The organism is Pseudomonas sp. LBUM1666, assembly GCF_059695775.1.
Genome location: NZ_CP166789.1, coordinates 608,396 through 622,379 on the forward strand (window position 1 = coordinate 608,396; position 13,984 = coordinate 622,379).

Genomic DNA, 13,984 nt, shown 5'->3' on the forward strand with positions numbered 1-13,984 from the left:
GCCTTGTGCACAGCGGCTTACAGCTTTTCCACTTGCCCCCGGAAACTGTGGACCGGCCTGTGGATAAGGTGCGCGCACATGGCTGAAAGCCACGGCAGGTAAGGCGTGGCAAGGTTTGATCGTTTTTTGTACAGCTTTTGCGGTAGTTGCCGCTGTGGGCAAGGCCGGGCATGCTGGCTGCTGATTTTCTATTCCAGTGGCTGCCCATCAGCCGAAGCAAGGAGAACACGATGTCCAACACCCTGTTTATTACCGGCGCGACCTCCGGTTTTGGTGAAGCCTGCGCCCGTCGTTTTGCCGAAGCCGGCTGGAAACTGGTGCTGACCGGCCGTCGTGAAGAGCGCCTCAATGCGCTGTGCGCCGAGTTGTCGAAGCAGACCGAGGTCCATGGCCTGGTGCTCGACGTGCGTGATCGCAAAGCCATGGAGGAGGCGATTGCCAACCTGCCACCGTCCTTCGCCAAACTGCGTGGGCTGATCAACAACGCCGGCCTGGCGCTGGGCGTTGACCCGGCGCCGAAGTGCGACCTTGATGATTGGGACACCATGGTCGACACCAACATCAAAGGCCTGATGTACAGCACTCGTCTGTTGTTGCCCCGCCTGATCGCTCACGGTCGCGGCGCCGGCATCGTCAACCTCGGTTCCATCGCCGGCAACTACCCGTACCCGGGCAGCCATGTGTATGGCGCGAGCAAGGCGTTCGTCAAACAGTTCTCCCTGAACCTGCGTTGCGACCTGCAAGGTACAGGCGTGCGGGTGAGCAATATCGAGCCGGGCCTGTGCGAAAGCGAGTTCTCACTGGTGCGTTTCGCCGGTGACCAGGAGCGTTACAACGCGACTTACGCCGGTGCCGAGCCGATCCAGCCGCAAGACATCGCCGACACCATTTTCTGGGTGCTCAATGCCCCGGCGCACATCAACATCAACAGCCTGGAGCTGATGCCGGTGAGCCAGACGTGGAGTGGGTTTGCGATTGAGCGTAATGCCAAGGCTTAAGACCGCGTAACGGCAATTCGCGAGCAGGCTCGCTCCCACAAGGTCAGTGTGATCTTTGTGGGAGCGAGTCTGTCGGATCGCCGCACCGTCGCGAAGGCAATCTTTCAGTCAGCGAAGATATTCGGCCAGTCCGCGATAGCAGGTTGCCAAGTGATAAGGCGTGGTCGACGGCATGTCCCGACGGGTCACATCCCCGTTCTCATCACGACACTCATACCAGCCACCCGCATGCAGGGAGTTCTGCTGCAATGCTTGCAACTGATGCATTACCGCAGCCTCGCTGTCTGGCCGCAAGGTAAGGGCACGCAGGTATTCAGCCTGAGCCCAGATTCGCTGCGTAGCGTCCCGAGGTGGGCCGTTCGGTTCCAGGTCAAACATGGCACGCACGGCGCCGGTCTGTTGATCGACACCCAGTTGTTCGGTGAACGCAAAGGCGCGTTCCAGAGAGGCGTGGAGTGTCGAACCGCGCAGCAATGAAGACGATTCCAGCAGGAAATACCACTCGAACTGGTGCCCCGGTTCAAACCAGTTATCCACAGCTCCCAGCGGTTTTTCCATCAACACTCCGTGTTGCGGGTCGATAAAACGCTTCTGCATCGCTGTGCATAACTCGACGAGCGCGTCTTGCACGGCGACGTCTTCGCGTACCGACAGCGTGGCGAGGAAGGCTTCGGCCAAGTGCATCAGGGGATTTTGCAGGGGACCGGATTTGAGTGAGGACCAGTCACGGTCGAGGCTGGCTTCGTACAGGCCGTCGCCCGTGGAAAAGCGCTGTGCGACCACTTCCAGTGCGGCGTTGAGCACCGACTCCACCCGCGGCTCGCGGACTTTGTCCCAGTAATGGGCGCAGGCGAACAGGATGAAAGCGTGGGTGTAGAGGTCTTTGCGCTGATCCAGCGGAGCACCGTGCGGGTCGACGCTATAGAACCAGCCGCCATGCTCGGCATCATGGAAATGCTGCTGCAAGGAACGGAACAACGTTGCGGCGCGCTCTTCGGCGGCCGGAACCTGGCCGATCAGGCTGGAAAACAGGTAGAGCTGCCGCGCGCAGGCCATGGCCCGGTAGCGTTGGGGCGGCAGCGGTTGGTGCTCGGCGTCCAGCGCCTCATAGGGCAGCGCCATGTCGGCATTCCAGCCGGGACCTTGCCAGAGCGGCACGATCACGTCCTGGAAGTGCTGTTGCACCGAGGCAAACAGAGCGGTCAGTTCAGGCTGGGAGGCGGAGCGGGAAACAGGCGGCATTGGCTGGCGTCGTCACGGCAGGGTTGATTGCGCGACATGTTAGCAGAGAGGTCGGCCGGAGAGATGCGGTGTCTGTCAGACCGCTATCGCGAGCAAGCTCGGCTCCCACAGGAGTACGCATTCCACTGTGGGAGCCGAGCTTGCTCGCGAAGAGGCCATCACTGGCGATAAAGATCTCAGCCCGCCAACAACCACACGCCTGTCGCCGCCGATGCTGCACCCGCCAGTCGAACCAACGGCGCCGCCGCTTGCGGCAAGACCCGCACTACGGCGTAACCCAATCCATGCAACGCAGCCGTCGCCGCTACAAAACCCGCCGCATACGCCGAGGGACTCGACATCTGCGGCAACTCCAGCCCGTGCGCCACCCCGTGGAACAGCGCAAACAAAGCGGTTGCCGCAACGGCGAGGCTCAACGGCGGACGCACGGCCAAAGCCACCGCCAGACCCAGCGCCAGCACCGACGCCGCAATCCCGCTCTCCAGCGCCGGCAGGTTCAGCCCTTCAAACCCCAGCAACCCGCCGATCAGCATGAAGCCGACGAACGTGCACGGCAGCGCCCAACGCGCCGCGCCTTTCTGCTGCGCCGCCCACAAACCGACCGCAACCATTGCCAACAAGTGATCGAGGCCACCGACAGGGTGGCTGATGCCGGCGATCAAACCGTTGTCGCCATGCCCCGGGTGGGCGAAGGCGATGGCCGGGGTCAGCAGCAGGGCCATGGCGCCCAGAATGCGTTTAAGTGTCATGGATAAGCTTCCTTGTTGATAAAAGTTGATCGTGTTCACGCCGCTGTCAGCAGGCCCTGGCGTTCGATAAAGGCGATGATCTCTTCAAGGCCCAGACCGGTTTTCTGGTTGCTGAAAACGAATGGCTTGCCGTTGCGCATGCGCTTGGTGTCGCTGTCCATCAGTTCCAGCGATGCCCCCACCAATGGCGCGAGGTCGACTTTGTTGATCACCAGCAGATCCGATTTGCAGATCCCCGGCCCGCCCTTGCGCGGCAGCTTGTCGCCGGCGGAGACGTCGATCACGTAAATAGTCAGGTCGGACAGCTCTGGGCTGAAGGTGGCGGACAGGTTGTCGCCACCGGATTCCACAAGGATCAGGTCCAGCCCCGGGAAGCGGCGGTTCAATTGATCCACGGCTTCGAGGTTGATCGAAGCGTCCTCGCGAATCGCCGTGTGCGGGCATCCGCCGGTTTCCACGCCGATGATCCGCTCCGGCGCCAATGCTTCGTTGCGCACCAGAAAGTCGGCGTCTTCGCGGGTGTAGATGTCGTTGGTGACCACCGCCAGGTTGTAGCGGTCGCGCAGCGCCAGGCACAGGGCCAAAGTCAAAGCGGTTTTGCCGGAACCGACCGGGCCGCCGATGCCGACGCGCAGAGGTTGTGTGTTCATGTGATTCTCCAAAATAACAGGCCCTAGGAACGGAACAGACGGCTGTACTGGCGCTCATGAGCCATGCACGCCAGGGACAGGCCGAAAGCGGCGCTGCCATAGTGTTCGGGGTTGATTCGGGTGGCGTTCTGCTGGGCCTCTTGCAGCAGCGGCAGCAATTGGCTGGTCAGGCGCTGCGCAGCTTGCTGGCCCAGCGGCAGGGTTTTCATCAGCACCGCCAGTTGGTTTTCCAGCCAACTCCAGAGCCACGCCGCCAGCGCGTCCTGCGGGCTGATATTCCAGGCGCGAGCGGCCAGTGCCCAGCCGAGGGCCAGATGCGGCTCGGGACGTTGTTCAAGAAAGGCGCGGGCCGATGCATCCAGCTCAGGCAAACCGTTGAGCAATTGCTGCAACGAATAACCCATCTGTCGACTTTCCTGATGCAGCTCGCGGGTTTCCCGACTGGCGCGATGCTCTTCGCAGCGTTGCAGTAATTCACCCCAGTTTTCATCAAAGGCGGCCACACAATGGGCGAGCAGCAACGGGGCTTCGAAACGCGCCAGGTTCAGCAGCAACTGATCACTGATCCAGCGCCGGGCGCTATTGGAGTCGTTGACGCGGCCGTTATCCACAGCCATTTCCAGACCTTGGGAATAGCTGTAGCCGCCAATCGGCAGTTGCGGACTGGCCAGGCGCAACAGCGCCCAGGCTGGGTTCATAGCCGCACGCCAAACTGGTGCAGTTTCGGCGGGTAGTTGAAGTCTTCATCGCCGTGACGCGAATGGTGGTGGCCGCCGCCGTAGGCACCGTGTTCCGGCTGGAACGGCGCTTCGATGTTCTCGACCTTGGCATCAAGCTGTTCGAGCATGGCCTTGAGCACGTAATCGTCGAGCAGGCGCAACCAGCCATCGCCAACTTGCAGGGCGACGTGGCGGTTGCCGAGGTGATAGGCCGCGCGAGTCAGTTCGAAAGCATTGGCGCAAGTGACGTGCAGCAATTGTTCGGCCCGGGCGCAGACGCGGACGATGCGTCCGTCTTCGGCTTGCAGGCACTCGCCGTCGTACAGCGGTGGCTGACCGCGCTCCAAAAACAACCCGACGTCTTCACCCTCGGCACTGAAACAGCGCAAACGGCTTTTGCTCCGGGCTTCGAAGGTCAGGTGCAACTCGGCGGCCCAGACGGGTTGAGGGTCGATTCTGCGATGAATCACCAGCATCGGAAGGCTTCCAGCAATGGACAATGCTTAGGCTAGAGCAAGGGGCTTGCCAATCGGGTGATACGTAGGAAATGCCTGTCGTAACTTGGTGGGTGTTCTGGGATGCTGCAGAATTTTGAACTGGAATGGTGCGAGGGTTTTTCGGTGGCACCAAATTGATGCTTTGACTGGTTTATTGTGGGAGCGAGCAAGCTCGCTCCCACAGGGTTATTCGGTGCTGCCGAGTCCCTGCCAGTGTTTGAGGCCGATAAAGATAAAGCGCAACTGCTGAGTGATTTTCGCCTGCGGCGTCAGATGCTCGGGCAATGCCTGCGCCGGCGGATCAATGATGTCCGGCAAGGTCGCGAACACGCTTTTAACAATCAGATCAGCCATGACGCTCAGGCCGGCGATGTCCAGGTGTTGCAGCTTCGGCATCAAGGACAAGTCGGCCGCCAGGTCCGAGCTGATGTCTTCGCGCAAGCGGCCAATGGCCTGGCGCACTGGCAGCGAGCCGCCGTACTGCTCGCGGGCCAGAAACAGGAACTGCGAGCGATTGGCCGTGACCACGTCGAGAAAGATCCGCACCGAGGCGTCAATGATGCCGCCCATGACGAACTCGTTGTGGCGCACCAGGCGAATGGTTTCACGGAAGGTCTGACCGACTTCACTCACCAGCACCAGGCCCAGTTCATCCATGTCGGCGAAATGCCGGTAGAAACCGGTGGGCACGATCCCGGCGGTTCTGGCGACTTCGCGCAGGCTCAGGCTGCCGAATCCTCGGCCGCACTCCATCAAGTGGCGGGCAGCGTCCATCAGGGCGTTGCGGGTCTGTTGTTTCTGTTCGGCGCGGGGCAGCATCGCAAGGGTGTTTTCTGGATAAGACAGCGGCGCACTCTAGCAAATCGGCTTTGCCGGCGTCGAACGACTATCGGGGGATCAAGCGGGGAAGTGAGGTCTCTATAACGTCAAAAGCCCAATCCGGAGATTGGGCTTTTTTTCAGGGCCGCCATGGGCTCAGCTCAAAGCGCTGTTGCGTTCGATGACGCGGTCACCACCACCTTCAGCCAGGGTTTGACCTTGTGGAGTGCGATCGGAACCATCAGCAGCCAGGGTTTGACCTTGTGGAGTGCGATCGGAACCATCAGCAGCCAGGGTTTGACCTTGTGGAGTGCGATCGGAACCATCAGCAGCCAGGGTTTGACCTTGTGGAGTGCGATCGGAACCGTCAGCAGCCAGGGTTTGACCTTGTGGAGTGCGATCGGAACCGTCAGCAGCCAGGGTTTGACCTTGTGGAGTGCGATCGGAACCGTCAGCAGCCAGGGTTTGACCTTGTGGGGTGCGATCGGAACCGTCAGCAGCCAGGGTTTGACCCTGTGGAGTGCGGTCGGAACCGTCAGCAGCCAGGGTTTGACCTTGTGGAGTGCGGTCGGAACCGTCAGCAGCCAGGGTTTGACCTTGTGGAGTACGGTCCGAACCATCCTGGGTGATCAGGCCTTTTTCTTTCAGGCGATCATTGCCACCTTCGGCGACGGTTTGGCTGAACACCGAGTGGGTGGATTTAACTTGTGGGGTCGCCTGGTCAGCAGCTGGCAGGGCGAAAGCAGTGCTGGCCAGCATCGAGAGGGTAAGGCTAAGCAGTAATTGGCGTTTCATGATTGGGTGCTCCGTAGGAGGGCGATAAAGTGGGTACGAGGGCAATGCTACTCTCGATAAGTCGATATAAAAGTTCATAAACGCAATGGTAATAATCAACGGAATTGATTGTTCCGTGAAACCGCTCTAAATCGGGCGTTTCCGGCGGACGTTTTTGCACTGGAGTGGGTATTTTCGACTCACTTGCGCCTTGCAAAAGTGCGGGGCCGGTAACGCTGATTTGAGGGCGCATCCTGTCGCCGACCGATTATTTGAACGTTAAGCGGCATTTCGGTTAAACCTGCGCGTCATTTCCCAGTCCTAGATTCCATGGCAGGCCGGTTCTGGCCTAACGTTTCAAACGTGCGTCGCAGTCAGGGCGCTCAGTCGTATCAGGAGCCCTGTGCAATGACGCGCACTCGTAAAATTTTTACTTGGACCCTCGCCAGCCTTGTTGTCCTGCTGGCCGTATTGGTTCTGATCATCGCGTTCTTCGATTGGAACCGGATCAAACCACCGCTTAACGCCAAAGTTTCCGAAGAGCTGCACCGCCCGTTCGCCATCAACGGCAACCTCGGGGTGGTCTGGCAGCGCGAACCCGATGTGGGCGGCTGGCGCGCGTGGGTGCCGTGGCCGCATGTTGTGGCGGAGGACTTGAGCCTGGGCAACCCGGACTGGTCGAAGAAGCCGCAGATGGTCACCCTCAAACGCGTCGAGTTGCGCCTCTCGCCCCTGGCCTTGTTGGCTCAGCGCGTGGTGATCCCGCGCATCGACCTCACCGAACCGAATGCCGACCTTCAGCGCCTGGCCGACGGCCGTGCAAACTGGACCTTCAAATTCGATCCGAAAGACCCGAACGCCGAGCCTTCAAACTGGGTGGTGGATATCGGCGCGATCGGCTTCGACAAGGGCCACGTCACCCTCGACGACCAGAGCCTGAAGACTCAGCTCGAATTGATCATCGACCCACTGGGCAAACCGATTCCTTTCAGTGACATCGTCGGTGACAAAGCCGCGAAAACCGCGTCGGAAAAGGGTGCCGCGCCGCAGGATTACGCGTTCGCGCTGAAGGTCAAAGGCCACTACCACGGCCAGAAACTCGCGGGCGAAGGCAAGATCGGCGGCCTGCTGGCGTTGCAGGACGCGGCCAGACCGTTCCCGCTTCAAGCAAAAGTGAAAATCGCCGACACCAGTGTCGAACTGGCCGGCACCCTCACCGATCCACTGAACCTCGGTGCTCTGGACTTGCGCCTGAAACTGGCGGGCACCAGCCTGGGCAATCTCTACCCGCTGACCGGCGTAACCCTGCCGGATACACCGCCGTACGAGACTGACGGGCACTTGATCGCCAAGCTGCATGAAGCGGACGGTGCAGTGTTCCGTTACGAAGAATTCAACGGCAAGATTGGTCAGAGCGACATCCATGGCAGCCTGACCTATGTCGCCAGCCAGCCGCGTCCGAAGTTGAGCGGCTCACTACTATCCAATCAACTGCTGTTTGCCGACCTGGCTCCGCTGATCGGTGCCGATTCCAACGCCAAACAAAAGGCCCGTGGCGGCGAAAGCAAGCAGCCGGCGGACAAGGTATTGCCGGTCGAAGAGTTCAAAACCGAGCGCTGGCGCGATATGGACGCTGACGTCGAGTTCACTGGCAAGCGCATCGTCCACAGCGAAAAACTGCCGTTCAACGATCTCTACACCCACCTGATACTCACTGACGGCGTGCTCAGCCTTGAACCCCTGCGCTTCGGCGTGGCCGGCGGCAACCTGGATGCTCAGATTCGCCTCAATGGCCGAACCGAACCGTTGGAAGGCCGGGCCAAACTCACCGCACGCAAGTTCAAACTCAAGCAGTTGTTCCCGACCTTTGAGCCGATGAAAACCAGTTTCGGCGAACTGAATGGCGATGCCGACATCACTGGTCGTGGCAACTCGGTGGCCAAACTGCTGGGCACCGCCAATGGCAACTTGAAAATGCTGATCAATGACGGCGCCATCAGCCGCGAACTCATGGAGCTGGCCGGGCTTAACGTCGGCAACTATGTGGTGGGCAAGATCTTTGGCGACAAGGAAGTGAAGATCAACTGCGCTGCCGCCGACTTCGACATCAAGACCGGACTGGCGACTACGCGCCTGTTCGTCTTCGATACCGAAAACGCGATCATCTACATCGATGGCACCGCCAACATGGCGACTGAGCAACTGGACCTGACCATCACCCCGGAATCCAAGGGCTGGCGGTTGATTTCGCTGCGTTCGCCGCTGTACGTGCGGGGCAAATTCATCAAACCTGATGCCGGTGTGAAGGCTGTGCCGCTGATACTGCGTGGGGCGGGGATGGTGGCGTTGGGTGTGATTGCGGCGCCGGCGGCGGGGTTGCTGGCGCTGGTGGCGCCGAGCGGTGGCGAACCGAATCAGTGCGCGCCGTTGCTGGAGCAGATGAAGGCCGGCAAGGCGCCCGTGACCGTCAAACCCACCAAGTAATTCGTTGGCGTCTGTCATGACGCCATCGCGGGCAAGCCATGCTCCTACAGGTCTCGAGCCCGACACGAAATCTGTAGGAGCATGGCTTGCCCGCGATGGCGATTAACAGGCATTACAAATCTTTCAGAATGTCCGCCATGTCATCCGCGCCGTTCTCTACGTTCTTCATCTCGATCTCCCGAAGGCCGCGATCTTGGCAATAGCCCTGATAACGCTGCTTCTTCCTGCAACCACGCAAAAAACGCCCGGACGGGCGGATGCCGTTCGCGCCCCGGCACGCACAGTGCAGCGTAACCGGCACCATCGACCTGAACCTCACCCTTGTAAGCCACCAGCAAACCACTGGCCACGCTCTCGGACACCAGAATATTGCTCGCCAGCACCAGGCCTTGCCCGGCAATCGCCGCTTGCAGGGCGTAATGTTCTTCGTCGTATTCGCGAACCGCTGGCTGTCCCGCAAGCCAGTTCTCGCCGGATTGTGCGCACCAGGCCTCCCAGCCGTGGGCGTACAGTTTGGAGTTATGCCAGCGCACGCTGATCAGCGTCGGTGCTCGGCTGGCGGCCAGGGCGACTTGATCCGGCGAGCCATAGACGCCGAAGGATTCGTCGAACAGACACAGGCCATAAAGGTTCGGGTAATCATCGAGGCTATAGCGCAGCACCAGATCGACGCTGGCGTCCTGATGCAAATCGATGACTTCGCAATGGGTATCGAGCCGCAGGCTGATGCTCGGGTGCCGGGCGTAGAACCGTCCCAGTCGGGGCACCAGCCATAACGCAGCGAAAGCGGCGGTGGTGGAGATCGTCAGGCTGGCGCCGCTGCGTTGCGGGCGCAAGGTATCGACACTTTGCGCCACTTCCAGCAAGGCGCCGTGCAAGCTGTGGAACAACCGTTCACCGCAGTCCGTCAGGCGAACTTGCCGTGGCAATCGCTCGAATAACGGCACACCGAGCCAGGTCTCCAGCGAGCGGATCTGATGGGAAACCGCCGTCGGCGTCACCGAGAGTTCTTCGGCGGCTGCCTTGAAGCTCAGCAGGCGCGAGGCGGATTCAAAGGCGCGCAGGGCGGTCAGCGGCAGCGAGGCAAACATTGAAAGCTCCATGGATGAAATCAATTCATCCAGACTGATTTTTGCTCATTTGAAGAGGGGGGGCTACGCGCTTCAAGCTGCAAGCCACAAGCAGTTTGAGTTTAGTCCTTCAGGAGATTCAGATGAGCACAATTCTTGCCGTACATGCCAGCCCCCGTGGCGACCGTTCCCACTCCCGGCGCTTGGCCGAGGTGTTTCTTTCAGCCTGGCAGGCGGCCAATCCGCAGTCGCACCTGACCCGTCGCGAAGTCGGTCGGGCGTTGATTCCGCCGGTCAACGAGGCTTTTGTGGCCGCCGCGTTTTACCCCGAACCCGATGCGCGACCGCTGTCGATGCAGGCCGACCTGGCGTTCAGCGATGAACTGGTGGGCGAGTTACTCGGTCACGATTTATTGGTGATTTCCACGCCGATGCACAACTTCAGCGTGCCCAGCGGCCTCAAGGCCTGGATCGATCAGATTGTGCGACTGGGGCTGACCTTCAATCACACCTTAGACAATGGCGTTGCCCAATACGAGCCGCTGGTGCAGGGCAAGAAGGCATTGATCGTCACCAGTCGCGGCGGGTTCGGTTTCGGGCCCGGTGGAGAACTTGAGGCGATGAACCATGCCGACCCATTGTTGCGAACGGCGTTGGGGTTCATCGGCATCACCGACATCACGGTCGTGGCCGCAGAAGGCGAAGAATCCGAGGCGCGCACCTTCCAGATCTCCGCCGCTGAGGCCGAGCAGCGTTTGCGGGCGCTGGCCAGGGAGTTCTAGATGGCCTGGTTGTTTTTGCTGATCGCCGCCGGCTTCGAAGTCACCTTCGCCATGGGCATGAAGTACGCCGAAGGCTTCACCCGGCTCTGGCCGTCGATGATCACCGTGGTGGCCGCGGTGGGCGGGATTTACTTCCTGACCCTGGCCATGCGCGAGTTGCCGGTGAGCATCGCTTACCCGATCTGGACCGCCATCGGCTCCCTGGGCACGGTATTTCTCGGGTTTGCGTTGCTCGGTGAAAGCCTGACGGTGGTCAAACTGGTGTCGGTCGGATTGATCGTGGCGGGGGTGGTGGGGCTGAAGTAGGGCGGGATGTCATAGACTGGTCGTCGAGTTGTCATCTTCGATGCCGATGCTTGGCTGATGTCTTGCATTCAGCCTTGCGTCACCTCACCGATCACAAGGAAGTTCGCCCATGTCGCAAGGTTCCGCCACGCGTTACCCGTTGGTGCTGGTCCCGGGAATGCTCGGGTTTATCCGTCTGCTGCTTTATCCGTATTGGTACGGAATCATCTCGGCGCTGCGCCGGGGTGGGGCGACGGTGATTGCGGTGCAGGTTTCTCCGCTCAATTCAAACGAGGTACGTGGCGAGCAGTTGCTGGCGCGAATCGAGGCGATTCTGCGGGAAACCGGGGCCGAGAAGGTCAACCTGATCGGCCATAGCCAGGGCTCTCTCACCGCCCGTTACGCCGCTGCCAAGCGCCCGGATCGGGTGGCGTCGGTGACGTCGGTGGCCGGACCCAATCACGGTTCGGAGCTGGCGGATTACCTGCACAAACACTACCCGGGAGACAGCGCCAAGGGGCGTTTGCTTAGCGTTTTGCTGCGCTGGATCAGTGCGCTGATGAGCCTGCTGGAAACCGGTTATCGCGGACCGAAATTGCCGGTGGATATCCATGCCTCCCATCATTCTCTGACGACGGAAGGCGTGGCGCTGTTCAATCAGCGTTATCCACAGGGCCTGCCTGAAACCTGGGGCGGGCATGGGCCGGAAGAGGTCAACGGCGTGCGGTATTACTCCTGGTCCGGGACCTTGCAGCCGGGCAAGACCGATCGCGGGCGAAACCTGTTTGATGGGACCAACCGCAGTTGCCGGTTGTTTGCCAGGACCTTCGTTCGCGAGGTCGGGCATTGCGACGGGATGGTCGGGCGTTACAGCTCGCATTTGGGGACGGTGATCGGCGATGAGTATCCGATGGATCACTTCGATATCGTCAATCAGTCGTTGGGGTTGGTGGGGAAGGGCGCGGAGCCGGTCCGGTTGTTTGTCGAGCATGCTGCGCGGTTGAAAGCTGCAGGGCTTTAGACCGCGTTATCGTTCATCGCGAGCAAGCTCGCTCCCACATTTTGTAATGCATTCCCCTGTGGGAGCGAGCTTGCTCGCGATAGCGTCAGATCAGGCAACCCTGACCTTACGGCCCAACACCGTGGTCCAACGCTCCGACAAAATCACCCCACCCAGCGTCAACACCCCGCCGATCAGGTGATACATCGCCAACTGTTCATGCAGCACCACCGCCGCAATCAGCGCAGTAATCAACGGCAGCAGATTGAAAAACAATGTGGTCCTGCTCGGCCCCAGGCGGATCACTGCCTGCATCCACGCCAGCGGCGCAATCATCGAGGCCAGCAGGCAGGCGTAAAGCACCAGCGGAATGTTCTGCAGCGTCGGGCCGATCTTCGGTGAAGCGAGGAACAACGGAAACAGCACCACCACCGCCACCCATACCTGCAAGTACAGCAACACCAGCGGCGGCAAACGCAGCTGCCATTTTTTCAGCAGCGTGCTGTAGATCGCGTAGGCCAGGGTGGCGATCAGCATCATCGCGTCACCCAGGTTCACCCCGTGTTCGAGCAGCGCGCCAAGGCTGCCGGAGGAGACGACCACCAAAACCCCTGCGAGCGACAGCACCGCACCGGCCAGTGCGCCGATGGTCAGGCGCTGGCCGAGGCTAATGATCGCCATGGCCAGCGACATCAGTGGCATCAGCGACAGGATGATGCCCATGTTGGTGGCCGAGGTCAGGCTCGCTGCGAAGTACGCCAGGCTTTGGTAAACAGCCATGCCGAGCACGCCGAGCACAAAGATCTTGCCCAGGTTCGGGCGGATCGCTGGCCAATGGGCGATCACCGGTTTGAGCATGAAGGGGGTGAACAGCAGTCCGGCAAGCAGCCAGCGGTAAAAGCCGATCTCGGCGGGGAAGATCGCCCCGGCCGACATTTTGGTGATCACGGTGTTGCCGGCCCAAATGAAAATGGCCAGCAGGGGATAAGCGTATTGCATCGATAAAAACCAGAACGTTAATGAGGGGTGATTATCGCCTGTCTGGATACAAGCCTATACTTCTATCCAGACAACCTGCCACTGATGACGGACAGCATGAACAGTAAACACATCGATCTGCTCGACTTCAGCGAACTGCCTGCCCCGGTGTACTTCCGTTATGCCGACTTTGATGCGCATCGTTATGCCTCGGCGCACCGTCATCCATGGGGCACGCTGGAGTATTCGGCCCACGGCGTATTGCACATGGAAATCGGTGGCAGCCGCTTCATGTCGCCGCCGCAATATGCGGTGTGGGTGCCGCCGCAGACCGAGCACAGCTTCTATAGTCATCAGCCAATCAACTATCGCGCGGTCTGCCTGGCGCCGCTGATGTGCCAGGAACTGCCGCAACAGGCCTGCACCCTGGCCATCAGCGACATCCTCAAAGCGATCCTCAAAGACTTTGCCGCCCGCGATGTGAAGATTCCCGAGCACGACGCTGACAAACGTCTGGCTCAGGTGTTGGTAGATCAGCTGCAACAGGCGCCTATCCACGAGTGTTATTTGCCCTACGCCAGTAGTTCGGGATTGCTCGGGATACTCGAAGCCTTGCAGGCCGAGCCCGGTGATAACCGGCCCTTGGCGGAATGGGCCGCGCAGATCCATGTCAGCGAACGCACCCTGGCGCGGCGGTTCGTGCGTGAGTTGGGCATGAGTTTTGGTGAGTGGCGGCAGCGGTTGCGGTTTCTGGCGGCGATCGAAGCGCTGGATAGCCATCGCAGCATTCAGGAGATCGCGTTCGACATGGGCTACAGCACCGGTTCAGCGTTTATCGCGATGTTTCAACGCCAGGCGGAGTGCACGCCGGAACAGTATCGACGCAGTCACCTTGAGGCCAGGAAGGTGTAACAGGTGTTGTCTACACTCCAGAGCG

General features: G+C 60.4%; 15 protein-coding genes. 6 read left to right on the forward strand and 9 right to left on the reverse strand.

The features are described from left to right. Positions 1–230: 230 nt before the first annotated feature. Positions 231–998, forward strand: coding sequence for an SDR family oxidoreductase (locus tag ACA056_RS02645; protein ID WP_056746308.1), 768 nt, complete (start codon positions 231–233; stop codon positions 996–998). 108 nt (positions 999–1,106) lie between these two features. On the opposite strand, the gene ACA056_RS02650 is transcribed toward ACA056_RS02645, so the two are convergent. The 7 genes from ACA056_RS02650 to ACA056_RS02680 all read right to left on the reverse strand — a co-directional run bounded on the left by ACA056_RS02650 (position 1,107) and on the right by ACA056_RS02680 (position 6,469). Beyond that, positions 1,107–2,240, reverse strand: coding sequence for an AGE family epimerase/isomerase (locus ACA056_RS02650; protein ID WP_497270291.1), 1,134 nt, complete (start codon positions 2,238–2,240; stop codon positions 1,107–1,109). 176 nt (positions 2,241–2,416) lie between these two features. Then, entirely contained in the window at positions 2,417–2,989 is a 573-nt protein-coding gene (locus ACA056_RS02655; RefSeq protein ID WP_497270293.1) for a HupE/UreJ family protein, read from the reverse strand. A 35-nt stretch (positions 2,990–3,024) separates the two neighbouring features. Next, complete coding sequence (gene ureG, locus ACA056_RS02660) at positions 3,025–3,639, reverse strand: urease accessory protein UreG (protein WP_111449236.1); 615 nt, start codon at positions 3,637–3,639, stop codon at positions 3,025–3,027. 23 nt (positions 3,640–3,662) lie between these two features. After that, positions 3,663–4,337 carry an urease accessory protein UreF gene (locus tag ACA056_RS02665; RefSeq protein WP_497270295.1) on the reverse strand — a complete coding sequence of 225 codons (675 nt, stop codon included), beginning with the start codon at positions 4,335–4,337 and terminating at the stop codon, positions 3,663–3,665. Next, on the reverse strand, positions 4,334–4,834 hold the full coding sequence (gene ureE / locus ACA056_RS02670) for an urease accessory protein UreE (protein WP_033055578.1): 501 nt from the start codon (positions 4,832–4,834) through the stop codon (positions 4,334–4,336). Before ureE ends, ACA056_RS02665 begins: the two co-directional genes overlap by 4 nt. 207 nt (positions 4,835–5,041) lie before the next feature. After that, the gene (locus ACA056_RS02675) at positions 5,042–5,674 is read right to left on the reverse strand and encodes a TetR family transcriptional regulator (RefSeq protein WP_033055580.1); all 633 of its coding nucleotides are present in this window, start codon (positions 5,672–5,674) and stop codon (positions 5,042–5,044) included. Between the two features lie 156 nt (positions 5,675–5,830). Then, a complete protein-coding gene (locus tag ACA056_RS02680) occupies positions 5,831–6,469 on the reverse strand; it encodes a WD40 repeat domain-containing protein (RefSeq protein WP_497270298.1) in 639 nt (212 codons plus the stop codon). Positions 6,470–6,856: 387 nt separating this feature from the next. Between ACA056_RS02680 and ACA056_RS02685 the strand changes: the two genes are divergently transcribed. Then, on the forward strand, positions 6,857–8,932 hold the full coding sequence (locus tag ACA056_RS02685) for an AsmA family protein (protein ID WP_497270300.1): 2,076 nt from the start codon (positions 6,857–6,859) through the stop codon (positions 8,930–8,932). Between the two features lie 140 nt (positions 8,933–9,072). Here the strand turns inward: ACA056_RS02685 and ACA056_RS02690 are convergent, their stop codons facing one another. Then, a complete protein-coding gene (locus ACA056_RS02690; RefSeq protein ID WP_497270302.1) occupies positions 9,073–10,035 on the reverse strand; it encodes a LysR substrate-binding domain-containing protein in 963 nt (320 codons plus the stop codon). 110 nt (positions 10,036–10,145) lie between these two features. Between ACA056_RS02690 and ACA056_RS02695 the strand changes: the two genes are divergently transcribed. From ACA056_RS02695 to ACA056_RS02705, 3 genes are all read left to right on the forward strand, one after another. After that, positions 10,146–10,784: an FMN-dependent NADH-azoreductase gene (locus ACA056_RS02695; RefSeq protein WP_008157367.1), complete on the forward strand. Its 639-nt coding sequence runs from the start codon at positions 10,146–10,148 to the stop codon at positions 10,782–10,784. Then, on the forward strand, positions 10,785–11,090 hold the full coding sequence (locus ACA056_RS02700; RefSeq protein ID WP_497270304.1) for a DMT family transporter: 306 nt from the start codon (positions 10,785–10,787) through the stop codon (positions 11,088–11,090). A gap of 109 nt (positions 11,091–11,199) precedes the next feature. Beyond that, a complete protein-coding gene (locus tag ACA056_RS02705; RefSeq protein ID WP_497270306.1) occupies positions 11,200–12,090 on the forward strand; it encodes an alpha/beta fold hydrolase in 891 nt (296 codons plus the stop codon). A gap of 90 nt (positions 12,091–12,180) precedes the next feature. Here the strand turns inward: ACA056_RS02705 and ACA056_RS02710 are convergent, their stop codons facing one another. Beyond that, positions 12,181–13,068 carry a DMT family transporter gene (locus ACA056_RS02710; RefSeq protein WP_497270308.1) on the reverse strand — a complete coding sequence of 296 codons (888 nt, stop codon included), beginning with the start codon at positions 13,066–13,068 and terminating at the stop codon, positions 12,181–12,183. A gap of 96 nt (positions 13,069–13,164) precedes the next feature. Here ACA056_RS02710 and ACA056_RS02715 point away from each other — a divergent pair, with 96 nt between their 5' ends. Further along, positions 13,165–13,959, forward strand: coding sequence for an AraC family transcriptional regulator (locus tag ACA056_RS02715; protein ID WP_497270310.1), 795 nt, complete (start codon positions 13,165–13,167; stop codon positions 13,957–13,959). Positions 13,960–13,984: the final 25 nt, after the last annotated feature.

Coding starts and splice junctions, on each gene's coding strand:
- ACA056_RS02685 (WP_497270300.1), top strand. CDS start 6,857: ATGACGCGCACTCGTAAAATTTTTACTTGGACCCTCGCCAGCCTTGTT.
- ureG (WP_111449236.1), bottom strand. CDS start 3,639: ATGAACACACAACCTCTGCGCGTCGGCATCGGCGGCCCGGTCGGTTCC.
- ACA056_RS02645 (WP_056746308.1), top strand. CDS start 231: ATGTCCAACACCCTGTTTATTACCGGCGCGACCTCCGGTTTTGGTGAA.
- ACA056_RS02655 (WP_497270293.1), bottom strand. CDS start 2,989: ATGACACTTAAACGCATTCTGGGCGCCATGGCCCTGCTGCTGACCCCG.
- ACA056_RS02715 (WP_497270310.1), top strand. CDS start 13,165: ATGAACAGTAAACACATCGATCTGCTCGACTTCAGCGAACTGCCTGCC.
- ureE (WP_033055578.1), bottom strand. CDS start 4,834: ATGCTGGTGATTCATCGCAGAATCGACCCTCAACCCGTCTGGGCCGCC.
- ACA056_RS02695 (WP_008157367.1), top strand. CDS start 10,146: ATGAGCACAATTCTTGCCGTACATGCCAGCCCCCGTGGCGACCGTTCC.
- ACA056_RS02650 (WP_497270291.1), bottom strand. CDS start 2,240: ATGCCGCCTGTTTCCCGCTCCGCCTCCCAGCCTGAACTGACCGCTCTG.
- ACA056_RS02710 (WP_497270308.1), bottom strand. CDS start 13,068: ATGCAATACGCTTATCCCCTGCTGGCCATTTTCATTTGGGCCGGCAAC.
- ACA056_RS02665 (WP_497270295.1), bottom strand. CDS start 4,337: ATGAACCCAGCCTGGGCGCTGTTGCGCCTGGCCAGTCCGCAACTGCCG.
- ACA056_RS02675 (WP_033055580.1), bottom strand. CDS start 5,674: ATGCTGCCCCGCGCCGAACAGAAACAACAGACCCGCAACGCCCTGATG.
- ACA056_RS02690 (WP_497270302.1), bottom strand. CDS start 10,035: ATGGAGCTTTCAATGTTTGCCTCGCTGCCGCTGACCGCCCTGCGCGCC.
- ACA056_RS02700 (WP_497270304.1), top strand. CDS start 10,785: ATGGCCTGGTTGTTTTTGCTGATCGCCGCCGGCTTCGAAGTCACCTTC.
- ACA056_RS02680 (WP_497270298.1), bottom strand. CDS start 6,469: ATGAAACGCCAATTACTGCTTAGCCTTACCCTCTCGATGCTGGCCAGC.
- ACA056_RS02705 (WP_497270306.1), top strand. CDS start 11,200: ATGTCGCAAGGTTCCGCCACGCGTTACCCGTTGGTGCTGGTCCCGGGA.